This is a genomic window from Cloacibacillus porcorum, assembly GCF_001701045.1.
GTDB classification, from domain to species: Bacteria; Synergistota; Synergistia; order Synergistales; family Synergistaceae; genus Cloacibacillus; species Cloacibacillus porcorum.
In genome coordinates this window covers 3,206,826-3,219,856 of the sequence record NZ_CP016757.1, presented here as the reverse complement: position 1 = coordinate 3,219,856, position 13,031 = coordinate 3,206,826, and the positions used below count along the sequence as shown (strand labels likewise).

Genomic DNA, 13,031 nt, shown 5'->3' with positions numbered 1-13,031 from the left:
GGGGTGCGGAGCATGAATGACCATGATGTGACGGCGGTATACAGATATATAGACGAGAATATGGAGCTTTATCTCGGCTGGCTCATGGAGGCGGTGCGCCAGCCGAGCGTCTCCATGTACAACGCCGGCATGGGCGAGATGGCCTCCATCTGCGCCCGTTTTCTTGAAGACAAGCTCGGGCTGAAGGCCGAGATGATAGAGACCGGCGGCTCGCCGTACATATACGCCCACCTTGACGAGGGGGCGAAGGATACGCTGGCCTTTTATAACCACTACGACGTCATGCCGGCCGAGCCGCTGGAAGAATGGGAGTCGCCTCCATTCGAGCCAGTCGTCCGTGACGGCAGGCTGTGGGGGCGGGGCGTGGCCGACAACAAGGGCAGCATGTTTTCCCGTATCTGCGCAGTACACGCCTGTAAACAGGTTTACGGCAAACTTCCCGTGAACCTGAAATTTTTCTACGACGGCGAGGAGGAGATCGGAAGCCCTCATCTTGACGATTTTGTGCGCGCCAACGGCGGACTGCTGAAGTGCGACGGATTCTTTTGGGAGGGCGGCAGCCGCGATCTCGAACGGGGGCGTCCTCATATCACCCTGGGAGTAAAGGGCATCTGCAAGATAGAGTTATCGTGCCGGACCGCAGGCAGAGACTTGCATTCGGCGAACGCGGCCATCGTCGCCAACCCCTTTTGGCGTCTCGTGTGGGCGCTCGCCTCGATGAAAAACGAAAAAGAGGAGATTCTCATCGACGGATATACCGACGATATTGTTCCGCTTTCAGATAAAGAGCGGAAGATAATCCACGATATGAGTTTCGACGAGCAGGCCTCGCTCAAATCATACGGCATCGGTTCATTTTTGAACGGCGAGAGGGGGAACTCCCTGAAAGAGCGGCTGGTCAACTCGCCGACGATCAACATAAACGGTTTCAGAGGCCCGTCGAACGACGCGGAGACGAAGACGGTGCTGCCGGGAGCGGCCTCCGTCTTTCTCGACCTCCGGCTGGCGGCGGGGCAAACTCCGGAAAGGGCCCTGAAAAAGATCCGGGAGCACCTCGACGCGAAGGGGTTCAAAGATATAGAGGTAAAGTTAAAATCCTCATACGAGCCCTTCCGCACCAGCTGCGAATCCACGCTCATGAGGGCCGCGGCCGAATCCGCGAGGGAGATATACGGAATGGAGCCCAACATCATCCTCAACGACTGGGGCAGCAGCGGCGTCTGTTCCGTATGCGGCAGGCTGGATATCCCCTGTATAATGATAGGCGTCATGAACGAGGACAGCAGAGAGCACGCTCCCAATGAGAATATCTATTTAGAGGACTATAACTGCGCGATGAAGATGATCGCCTCGATAATAACCAAGCTGCCGGATATGTAAAATTTTTCAAAAGATTAACTTGCCTGTGAAGTGATCCGGGAACTGACGATATAAAAGCAGGGCGCCCACACGGACGCCCTGCTTTCTTAAATTGCAGGTAAAACTTTGCCGTTATGCCAGCCCGATGAACATCCCTATCGCGATGAGCGCCATCTGGGTCAGGATCAGAAGAATGAAGAGCGGTACGAGCCATTTCCACCAGCGGTCAAGTTTAATACCGGCAAGGGCGCAGAGCACCGGAGCGAAGGCCGTCGGCCACATGATGTTTGAGAGGCCGTCGCCGAACTGAAAGCACAGCACCGCGATCTGGCGCGGGATGCCAAGAAGATCGGAGAGGGGAGCCATGATCGGCATGCTGATGACCGCCTGTCCCGAGCCTGAGGGAACGAGGAAGTTGAGAAGCGTTTGTACGACGAGCATACATTCAGCCGCCACCCAGCTCGGCATATAGGAGAGAGGGAAGGCGAGTCCGTAAACTACGGTATCAATGATACTGCCGGAGCGCAAAACGACCAGGATCGCCCGTGCAAGGCCGACCATCATCGCCGCCATTGCCATATCGGCGAAGCTCTTGGCCATCTTCTCAGCCGTCTCACTCGGGCTCCAGCCCATGATTGCCGCGCTCACAATGCCCATGATAAGGAACATTGCGCAAAGTTCCTGCAAATACCAGCCGTATGTCTTCGTTCCATAGACAACGACGATGATCCCAATAGCGAGCGTGGCCAGCACCAATATCTCGCGAATGCCGAAGCGGTAGTTTTCCAGGTTTTCGTCAGCCTTTACGTGCGAGGCCATATCACTGCCGTACAGGAGGCTTTTCGTAGGGTCCTCCTGTATCCGAATCGCATATCTCATTATATAGGCGGAGGCTACGACTACCATTGCAATATGGCAGAATATGCGGAAGCTGGCGCCTGACATTGGCGGCAGCTCGGCGATGCTTTGGGCCATTCCCACAGTGAAGGGGTTCATCACGGCTCCCGCGTAACCGATGCCTATTCCAAGCGCTACTATAGCGAGCCCGACTATCGCGTCATAACCCATTGCTATAGCGATTCCGACAAAAATAGGTACAAAGGGGAAGGCCTCTTCAAAAACGCCTATTGTCGAAGAGGCGATACCCAGGATAGTGATGAATACAGGTATGATGACAGCACGCGATTTACCCTTCAATACCCGAAGTAATCCTGAAACCAGGCCATTGAATGCGCCGGTTGAGATGATCAGACCAATGGAAGCGTAGGCGATCATGATAAAAAATATGATGTTGCTGGCGTCGAGCATACCGCCGTAGATGGCCTGTATCATCTTGAAGGGGCCTACCGGCGTCGATTCTATTGGATGGTATGTGCCGGCGACAACAATCGTACGTCCCGCTTCGTTCTTTATACGGTCGAACTCTCCCGCGGGCAGCACCCATGTCGCTATGGTACAGGCGATGATGATCATTAGAAGAAGGACGTAGATATGCGGGAACTGGAATTTTTTCTTTGCCGGGTCCTTAAAAGCAGTCTCTTTCATGAGAATCTTCCTCCCTGAATTAGTCTTCGAGAGCCAGCTTCACAGCCGCCTCAGCGTGAAGCGTCGTTGTGTCGAAGAGTGGAACTTTGGTGTCTTCCTGTTTTACGAGAAGAGGTATCTCAGTGCAGCCGAGAATGACGCCCTCCGCGCCTTTTGAGTGAAGTTTTTCGATTATCTCCACGAAACGCCGCGCCGATTCAGGGCTGAATATGCTGTAATCGAGTTCTTCGTAGATGACGTGGTGGATGAAGGCGATGTCGTCTTCTTCGGGAATCAGTATCTTTATGCCATAGTCCCGTTCCATCTTATCCTTATAAAAGTCCTGCGTCAGCGTGAACTTTGTCCCCATGAGGCCGACCGTCTTGAATCCCTTGTCGAGGATGGCCTGAGCGGTGACGTCCGCGATGTGGAGTATCGGCTTTGATACCCTGTCTTTAATTGCGCTCACAGTCTTGTGCATCGTGTTTGAACAGATCATCGTGAAGTCCGCTCCGGCAGCTTCCGCACGCTTTACCGCATCCTCCATCATGTCCGCGAGTTTTTCCCAATTGTCCTCGTCGCGCAGGATCAGGACGGGGTCGAGGTCCACAGAGTACATTACGCACTGACATGAATGCTGACCGCCAAGTTTTTTATTGATGAGCTCGTTCACGATCTTGTAGACTTCGGCGGATGACTGCCACGCCATGCCGCCGATGATGCCGATGGTTTTCATTAAGAGATTCCTCCTTTATATTATTGTTCTACTTCAGCTATCAATTCGACTTCCACACAGATGTTAAGCGGAAGCGAGTTGACAGACATCGCGCATCTTGAGTGTCGGCCCTTTTCTCCAAACAGCTCTACGAGAAGGTCCGAAGCTCCGTTTATAACGTAGGGCTGCTCCGTAAAGTCCGGCGTGCTGTTGACGAAACCGTGGACGCTGACGATTCGCTTAACGCGGTCAAGGTCCCCGACGGCATCTTTAAGAATGGAGACGAGGTTGACCGCCGTAACGGCCGCGGCCTCCTTTGCCTCCTCTTTAGTAATATCCTCGCCGACTTTGCCAAGATATCTGGTGTATTCGCCCATAATGCTCGGTCCCTGTCCCGATATATAAATCAGGCTGCCGCTCTGAACAAAAGGGACGTAGCTGCCGATCGGTTTAATACCAGGGAAAAGTTCTATACCAAGCTCTTTCAGCTTATTTTCGATTTTCATATTCTCAGCATTCCTATCTGTGATATTTTCTCTCGACTCTGCGTCCGCCCTGATATACTTCGCGGATATCGCCGAAGGCCTCCAGGTTGTCGAGAGGGTTGACGTCAAGTACAAGGAAGTCGGCCTCTTTACCCGGTTCGAGAGTACCGCGGCTGTCGCTGACGCCGACCACCTCAGCGGAGCTCTTGGTCGCCGCTGTGATCGCCTGCATCGGTGTGAATCCGCCTTCGACCATCAGCTTAAGCTCCCCTATGTAAGCCTTGCCGTGTTCGCAGAAGGGGGTGCCGGCATCGGTGCCCATTGCGATCCTGATTCCTTTGGCCACAGCCTTTTTGAAGCTCGCCATATGCCGCCCGATGGCGCTCTTGGTCTTTTCAACCGCCTCTTTGCTGAGTCCGCGCTCCTCTCCCACCATTGCGCAGATCCATGGGGCTACGAGCGTAGGCACATATGGAATGTCGTGCTTTTTCATAAAGTCAAGAGCCTCATCGTCTATGAACATGCCGTGTTCAATACAGTCGATGCCGGCACGCAGGGCGTTCTTCACCCCTTCCGCGCTGTGAGAGTGCGTCGTCGTGCGTTTGCCGGATTTATGGGCCTCTTCAACCGCGGCGCGTATCTCTTCTTCCGAGAGCTGCGGCGCTCCCTGCGGTCCCGGCGTGAGGTTGCCTCCGGTCGCCATGATCTTTATCACCGTGGCCCCCGCCTTGATCTGTTCCCGCGCCGCTTTTCTCACCTCGGAGGGGCCGTCGCATTCGCGCCCGATCTTCCAGCCGTGACCGCCGGTCATCGTTATCATCTCGCCGCTCGCCAGCAGGCCGCAGCCCTCGATCAGCCCCTCGTCGCGCAGTTTTTTCAGTTCGATGTCGATGTGGCGGTAGCCGCCGAGGTCGCGGATGAAGGTGACGCCGCCGTCGAGCGTCTTTTTTAAGTTCACCATGCCGCGATGGGCGATCCTGGTGTCGCTGTCGCGTCCCACAAAGCCGGTGAAGTCGGCTTCGGGATCTATAGTTACATGAACATGGGCGTCAATAATGCCGGGAGTGACATATTTATCGTGGTAATCAAGTATCGGCGTTCCCGCGGGAGCCTCTTTTGCCGTCTCTTCATATTTGCCGGCCGCGGCTATCCGGCTGCCTTTCAGCAGAAGCGCGGCGTCCGCTGCAGGCTCTCCTCCCCTTCCGTCTATCAGGGTTCCGCATCTGACCAAGGTATATTCACTCATATAAAAAGCCCTCTTTCATCATACAAAAATAGCCAAAACCATTTCTTCTGTGAACATTATCGGATGTTATAATATGAACAAAATGTTCAGTTACAGGCCGAAGATATGCAGAACTAATATCGACCGACTACGATTATATTAATTTTTGTCATAAATCTGTCACAGGAGAGAGGCTGCGGAGGTGTGGTAATGAAGATATCACTTAACTTATCGGGACCGCCGTCTGTTGCTGTGGACGGAGCAAGGGTTGAGTTCGCGACGAAGAAAGCCGAGGCCATCTTTTACTATACCGCACTCAAAGGGCAGGTCTCCAAACAGAGCTTAGAGCTTATGTTCTGGCCCGAGCTTGATGAGGCGCACGCTAATAAGAATCTGAGAAATTCCATATATTACATCACGAGGATATTTGGCGCCGGCGTATTTAAAAAGAGCCGGGGCGTTTTAGAGTTTTCCGGCTCTGTAGAATTTGTAGAAAATATTGATCCCCTTCGCGGGAGATTTATGGAGGGGTTTTATCTCAAGGACTGCCCGGATTTCAACTCTTTCGTAGATGAGTACAACAATAGTCGGGATATGCAGCTTTATAATTCCGCCAAGGCTAACTTTCTGCGGGCGCTCTCCGTGGGTGAGCTTGATGATATGGAAACCTTGAACCGTTATGGAGCGCTTTCTAGGATGGATCCCTACGACGAGGAGGTCGTCTTTGCCTTAATGGAGCATTGCTTCGGAGAGGGACGGCTTGACGAAGTCGTGAAACTCTATCGTGACTTTGAAAGAAAGATGCTCCGCGATCTGATGCTGGAGCCTCTTAAGGATATCCAGAACCTATATCGGGCCGCGCTCCTGCGGAAAAAAGCTGAAAGAGGCGCCGCCGCGCCTTTTTTCTTTGGCCGCCTGACGGAATTGAAAAGGCTTAGCCGGTCGCATCGGGACTTTCTCAGCGGCTCGCAATATACCGACCTTATCATCTCGGGAGGTATCGGGAGCGGTAAGACATACCTGCTGAGCCACTATATGAGAAACAGCGGAATCAAAGGGACGAAAGTTTTGGAATTGGTCTGTTATGAGGCGGAGCGGAAAATAGAATACCGAGTACTTTCGCTGCTGATCGGTAAGATGCTCAAGGCACTGAAGGTGGATACGAAGGACCTGCCTGAGAGCTACCGGCAAATTCTGGTCTATTTCTTCCCCTTTATGTTTGGCAAGGGCGCGCACGACGGGCAGTCTGATGTGAAGGATGGCAAGCTGCCTTTTTTTGAGCTTGAGGAGCTTTTATCGGAACTATTCGCCCGCCTGACAGCGCGGGCGAAATTTGTGATCGTCATAGACGATATCCGTTACTGTGACCGGATGAGCTTTGACTTTATCCAGCGTGTCGCTCTCTGCAAATACCACGGACGCGCGCTGTTCTTCATTAGCTGCCACGACAGCTGGCTTAAAGAATATCTAAAAACTTTCGATAAAAATACCTTAAGAAACATCGATATCCTGGAGCTGAAAAATTTCCGGCGGGATGAGGTAGAGGCAATCGCCTCCCGGCGTTTGAAAGACCCCGCTCCCGAAACTGTCGATGCCCTTTACAAGGAAAGCGGCGGAAACCCCCTCTATCTCTTTGAGATAATCAACAGCCTTAAAGACAATAAACCGGTGAATAATTATAAATTCATTTACCTTTTGGAGAACAGGCTGAAAACACTATCCAGCTATGAGCAGATGGCGCTCTATATCTCTTCCGCCTTTTTCAGCGACATCATGCCTGAGGCGGTAGCCGATATCATCGGCGTCGACAGTATTAGGATACTGGAACTTTACGAGTCGCTTGTGCAGAATGGCTTCCTTAAAGAGGAGATACGCGACGGGCATCTGACGCTGATGTTTGCCCATGAGCAGTTTCGGCTTTATATCTACCAGAGCCAGCCGCTCATCAAACGAAAGACGATACATATGAAGATCGCGGAATATCTTGCATCCTGCGCGCGGGAGGCGGAGTGTGAAAGAGATTATATTGACAGCATAATCTACCATTATCACAGCGCGGGACAGATGGTGAAATATCTCAGCTGCAAGCTCAGGAAAGCTTTAAACATCGTCTCTGTGGATCACGACTTTCCCGAATTCCTGTCAGGCGTCACTCAGGATTTTATTGCGAAGCTGGAGGAAGAATTTTGCCTCGTAAGCGTACCGCTTGACCTCAAATATGAATTTACCCTGCTGAAGGCCAGCTTTGCCGTTAAGACCTGTAATTACGATGAGGGCCTTAAGCTCATCCGTTTCATTCTTGAGTCTGACACAGACAAGCGCCGTCTTCTCAAGGCAAGAAAGCAGCTCATATATTATGGTATACAGACGCGGGATCATGCGATGATAAGAGAAAACGCGATAGCGGCGCTGCGCATTTTAAAAGAGAGGCCGGATGATGTGGAAAAGGCCGATATTCTTAAATCCTACGCGCTTGCGGAGCTGAACTGCCGCCATTGTAAAAACGCCGGAAGAATATTGCTGCGAAGCCTGGCGATGCTGGACGGCATGCCGCTCAGCGAGACGGTGCTTTACATCAGGGCCTGTATCTTCAATTACCTGGCCTATGAGCATAAATACGCCGGCGAGTATGAACGGTGCATCCCGTTCTATATGAAGTCGATAGAGATATGCACCTCGGCGAACATCACCAATGGCCTGCCTCTCTTTTACATGAACCTTGGCCAGGCATTGATGAAGATCGGGAGGCAGGAGGAGGCTAAAAAATATTTCCTGAAATTTGAGGTGCTGCGCGAGAGGATTTATTCGGCGCTTTCAACGACAATCGTCAAAGCTTACCTGGCCCTTATTTATTGCATTGAGCGCAACTACCGGCTGTCGGCAAAGTATCTTGCCGAGGGGTTTGAGTGCAGCCGTGTCATAAAAAATTCCTACGAATACGCATATCTTTACAAGATATGCGCACTGCTTAAAAAAACTGCGCTCAAGGACTGTGAGGCGGCGGGAATACTTAACGCCGTTCTGCCGGAAAGCTACGGATATTATTATGAGAGAGCGTCGGAGAATTTCAAAAAAATTGGGCTTGAGCGGGAGCTTGCAGAGCTCGACCGCATGTAAAACAGAAGAAGGCTTGTTTGATAGACTATTCTTTTAATAATAATGTAAAATTAGTCGTTTATTTATAGCGTTCACATATTGGCAAATCGTAGCTTATTTATTTGTAAAGGGGTTTGGTTGGTTATGAAAAGCAAAAACTTTTTCGTCGTATTTGTTGTTGTTTTGGCGCTGGCTGTTCTCTCCTGCGGAGCATGGGCCGTGCAGGAACCGGAATATGCCGAGGGTGAGGCGATCGTCGTGATAAGGGGCGCTTCGCCGCTTATCTGTGGCGTGAGATCCCTCACGGAAGAGAATATGAGGTCGACGGCCGCCTCCGCCGCGACGCGGTCCGGCGGCAGCGTGATACAGCTGTTCAGTCCGGTAGAGGAAACGCCATCCGCCGCCACGGAGGCGCGGAGCGCGCGCGCCGCCGCTGGCGGACGTCTCACCGTGGCGCACCTGCGTGCCGCGGAGGGTGAGAGTACGGAGGAATTCGTCGCGCGCCTGAAGAAAGACCCCGATGTCGTCAGCGCGATGCCGAACTACATCGTGCGCTGCCAAGCGGCTAAGATCCCGAACGATCCTCTGTGGCCGCGGCAATGGGGGCCAGCGGCGATAAAGGCCCCCGAAGTCTGGCGTCATGGCACGGGAACGGCGGAGACGGTGGTCGCCGTTATCGACAGCGGCGTCATATACGACCATCCTGACCTGAAGGACAACATGTTCGTCTTTAGCAAAGAGCTGGCCGATAAGATGTGCGCGGAGAGCGGCGGTATCATCAGCGGAGACTTTGCGGGCAGCCACGGCGCTTGGTATCACAGCAAGATTCATTATGGTTATGATTCCAAAAGTGATCCATATCAGGCCGTCCCGATAGGCCCCGCCCCGACGATTGACGGCAAGATCAGCGATATCGACAGCGGAGTACTGGAGACGATGAGCCGTATCGGCGACGTAACGGGCCACGGCACGCATGTCGCCGGCATCATCGGCGCGGTGGGAAACAATGGAACCGGCGTATCCGGATTAAACTGGAAGGTGAGGATACTCCCGGTGAATGTATTCTCCTACAACATTATGTACCGCACGCAGGTGGAGACTTCGGATATTATCCGCGGCATCGACTTCATACTAGCCGCGAAGCGCGCCGGCGCGAATATCCGCGCCGTCAACATGTCGCTTGGCATGTGGGCCTCCCCGTTGGAGATGGAGGGCAGCGCCTATGATCTCAAGATAAAGGAGATGAGCGACGCGGATATCCTCGTCTGCATCGCGGCGGGTAACGATAGGGAGGATATTGATGCTCCCAAGAACGTTAGTTTTAAAGGCATGCGTCCTTATCCCGCCTGCTTTAAATATGACAACACTCTGACGGTGGGTGCGCTTAAGGAAGAAAACGGCGGTCTGCTGCCGGATACCTCTTATACCAACTACAGCACCAGCGGAAAGTGGGTGGATATCTTCGCTCCCGGCACCGGCGTGCTCTCCACCTGCCGCACGACCGAACTGCTCAGCGAGGTGTTTGACGCCTCCGGCTATCTCTCCACCTTCGGTACCTCGATGGCCGCGCCGCATGTGGCGGGCGCGGCGGCGCTGCTATTTTCCTTCGATCAGTCAAAGAGCGCCGGCGAGGTAAAGAAGATGCTGCTGGATGGAGCTGACGGCAAGACCGCGAAAGAGGGCTACTCCGCATACGGCGCGCTTGACCTGAACGGCGCGTGGGAAAAGGGCTTTGGCGGCACGCCGGTGACGCCGGTATCGCCCGATGTGGATACTTCGGGTGATATTTTATCGGTGCTCGCGGAGCTGCCTGCGGATATCTCTCAGCTGACGGAAATATTCTCCGAAGATCAGCTCGTCGGCACCGAGGAGGGCCTTTACCTTGATTTCGACATTGTCGGCAGAGCGGTCTCCGGTCTCGGCGGCAGGGAGATAGAGGATATCTCGCTCTTCCCCGTATTCAGGCTTTCTGATGGCGCGATGACGGATGGACGGCTCTGCGCGGCGGCCTTTGAACTTGACGGGACGGATTTCCGCGAAGGCGGCTCACGTGAGGATATAGCCGTATGCAAGATAAAGCCTGACGGCACAATGCTGGAATATCAATGGGCGGCGGGGGAGAATGAATACGTAAATGGCCGTTACACAATACTTGACGAAGCGGGTAATATATTCCACGGGCGCTTTGATGGCGTGAAGAAGTACACTGTAGTTCTCTTCATTGCGGATAACGGTGATTTCGACCTCGACAATAGGGCGGGCGTGATCGTCGATCCCACGGCGATCGCAACCTTTAAGAAATATGAAAAAGAAAACAGCGGCGGCGGATGCAGTGCTGCGGGGGTGGGTGTATCTTTGCTCGCCGCGCTCATATTTGCGATTCCCGCCGTCCTTCGCAGGAAGGGATGATGACTGGCCAAATGAACAAAAAGATGATAAGGATGCTGGCCCCGCTTCTCTGCGCGGCAATACTTGCGGCGGTTCCCGCCTTCGCGGCCGTCGCGCCGCTCAATCCGGCCTTCACTGAATATGTTGTGAAGCATGAGGGCGGCGCGAAGAACGTGGGCGCCGTGAAAAATAATATTAATATAAAGGGGACGGCGGGCGTGCCGAACTTCGGCTACGTGCCCTCGCCGCTTGACTGGTCGCATCTCCGCGGCGTAGTTTACCCTGTCGGGATCCCTCGCGGCGACTCGGCGGCGCGTGCCGCGCGCGCCGCGGACCAGCTGCCCGCGACATACGACCTCCGCCCCTCGCTGCCCGCCGTAAGAAATCAGGCCCCCTTCGGCAACTGCTGGACATACAGCGCGATGGCGGCGACGGAGTCCAATTTGATCAAACAGGGGCTTGCCTCCTCCTCTGACATCGCGCTTTCGGTCTGGTATATTACCTACTACGCCTACAACTCCGGCAGCGGCTTCGTCCCCTTCACAAATGTCAGCGGACAGCCCTACTACAACGCCGGCGGCAACGACTGGCGCGCGGTGGCGCTGCTGGGACGCGGCACCGGCTCGCTTTACGCCGCCGAGGCCCCCGCGCCGCTCACGGTGGGCACGGTATACGCGCCGGCGGTGGCTCCGCGGCGTTACAAGCTCAATAACGCCTTCTACCTCGGCAGCGACGAAGTCCGTGAGGTGCCGCTCTCGGAGGGGCGGCGCGATATGATAAAGGGCGCGGTGATGGAATACGGAGCCGCCTCCGTCGGCATATATCAGTTCAGAAACAACGACGAATCACAGCAGGCCATCTCCAAAGACGTCTTTTCCGATGAAAAGCGATCTTATTACACCGGCTTACAATATGGCGATAATGATATCAACGGCTCCACAGTAAACTTTTACACCAATCATGCGGTGGCGATCGCCGGCTGGGACGACAACTACCCGAAGGAAAACTTCGCGGCGGATAATCCGCCGCAGAAGGACGGCGCCTGGATAATCCGCAACAGCTGGGGAGCCGGCTGGGGAGGAGACGGAGGCTATTTCTACGTCTCCTACGAAGAGGGCACTCTCTGCGATGGCGTTGTATACGACACCGCCGCCGCGCGCTCCGGCGAGCGCGTCTATCAGTATGACCCGCTGGGCCCCGTCAATTGGTACAGCCTCTATGAAAACGGCTCGACGGAGCCGGTCCAATATTTTGCGAACCTCTTCACGGCGGCGGCCGACGACCGGATATCCTCCGTCGCCTTTTACGTCCCCGAACCGGGCAACAGTTACGAAATAAAGATCTATCAGAACTGCGGCGCCAATTCGCCCGTCAGCGGCAGCCTTGCCTCGACGGTCTCCGCCGTCGGCCTGGTGCCGGGCTATAACACCGTGGCGCTGAAAACGCCTGTCGACGTCGCAAACGGGACGAGGTTTTCCGTCGTCGTAAAGGCGACGACAAAAGAGGGTGGCTATCCATACCCCGTTCCCGTCGAATACCGGCTGGAGAATTACTCCAAAGCGGCTTCGGCGAACCGCGGCGATGGCTGGGTCTCGGGTGACGGCGTGAATTTTCAGGATATCATTGACGCGGGCGGAGACGGAACCGTCAGTATCTGCCTCAAAGCCTTCGGCGAACGGCAGCATAATCCCACCGATACGGTATTGGAGCCCTCCGGCCCGGTGACTGTCGACGCTCCCGAGGGAGTTATGGCTGCCGCGGAGGAGGTCTCCGCCGGGGATAACACGAAGGTTCAGCAGACGGTGATCGCGGAGCTGAAAGACGAGAGCGTCGAGGGTATCGCCGCGGACAAAAATGTCACGCTCAAGGGTGTCTTTGCGCTGACTGTCAGCCACGGGAACACCGGCGGCGCGGCCTCGTTCACCGTGCCCTTCTCAACGCCGCTGAGCTTTGCGGGAGAGCCATATGTCATCATCCCGAAAAAAGACGGCTCCGGTTTCGTCGCCTTCCCCGCAAAATATTCGGCGGGGTCGCTCTCCTTCGGTGTCAGCGATCTCAACGAATTTTTCTCCACGGCTGAAATAACGGTCGCCGACGTGCGGGAATCCGCCGCTCCCGCGCCATCGGGCGGCGGCGGCTGTGCCGCCGGACTGGGCGCCGCGGCGCTCTTACTGCTGATCCCGCTGGCGCTGGTCAGAAGAGGGCGTCGGAGCTGAGCGTTTTTGTCCGATAGATAGTA

8 protein-coding genes are annotated in these 13,031 nt (G+C 54.6%); 4 read left to right on the top strand and 4 right to left on the bottom strand.

The window, feature by feature from the left end:
• Positions 1-12 precede the first annotated feature (12 nt).
• Positions 13-1,380, top strand: a complete 1,368-nt coding sequence (locus BED41_RS14415; protein WP_066747878.1) for a M20/M25/M40 family metallo-hydrolase — start codon at positions 13-15, stop codon at positions 1,378-1,380.
• A 111-nt stretch (positions 1,381-1,491) separates the two neighbouring features.
• Here BED41_RS14415 and BED41_RS14410 read toward each other — a convergent pair whose 3' ends face one another.
• From BED41_RS14410 to BED41_RS14395, 4 genes are read right to left on the bottom strand one after another with little or no spacing between them, the layout of a single operon-like run.
• Positions 1,492-2,904: a YfcC family protein gene (locus tag BED41_RS14410; protein ID WP_066747869.1), complete on the bottom strand. Its 1,413-nt coding sequence runs from the start codon at positions 2,902-2,904 to the stop codon at positions 1,492-1,494.
• Between the two features lie 19 nt (positions 2,905-2,923).
• On the bottom strand, positions 2,924-3,619 hold the full coding sequence (locus tag BED41_RS14405; RefSeq protein WP_066747865.1) for an aspartate/glutamate racemase family protein: 696 nt from the start codon (positions 3,617-3,619) through the stop codon (positions 2,924-2,926).
• Positions 3,620-3,639: 20 nt separating this feature from the next.
• Positions 3,640-4,104, bottom strand: coding sequence for a RidA family protein (locus tag BED41_RS14400; protein WP_066747862.1), 465 nt, complete (start codon positions 4,102-4,104; stop codon positions 3,640-3,642).
• A 13-nt stretch (positions 4,105-4,117) separates the two neighbouring features.
• Positions 4,118-5,329 (bottom strand): metal-dependent hydrolase family protein, encoded by a 1,212-nt coding sequence (locus tag BED41_RS14395; protein ID WP_066747858.1) that lies wholly within the window; start codon positions 5,327-5,329, stop codon positions 4,118-4,120.
• A gap of 189 nt (positions 5,330-5,518) precedes the next feature.
• Here BED41_RS14395 and BED41_RS14390 point away from each other — a divergent pair, with 189 nt between their 5' ends.
• The 3 genes from BED41_RS14390 (at position 5,519) to BED41_RS14380 (ending at position 13,008) form a co-directional block, all read left to right on the top strand.
• On the top strand, positions 5,519-8,425 hold the full coding sequence (locus BED41_RS14390) for an ATP-binding protein (protein ID WP_066747855.1): 2,907 nt from the start codon (positions 5,519-5,521) through the stop codon (positions 8,423-8,425).
• 123 nt (positions 8,426-8,548) lie between these two features.
• Positions 8,549-10,813 carry a S8 family serine peptidase gene (locus BED41_RS14385; protein ID WP_066747853.1) on the top strand — a complete coding sequence of 755 codons (2,265 nt, stop codon included), beginning with the start codon at positions 8,549-8,551 and terminating at the stop codon, positions 10,811-10,813.
• 11 nt (positions 10,814-10,824) lie between these two features.
• Entirely contained in the window at positions 10,825-13,008 is a 2,184-nt protein-coding gene (locus tag BED41_RS14380; protein WP_168160283.1) for a lectin like domain-containing protein, read from the top strand.
• The last annotated feature ends 23 nt before the right edge of the window (positions 13,009-13,031 follow it).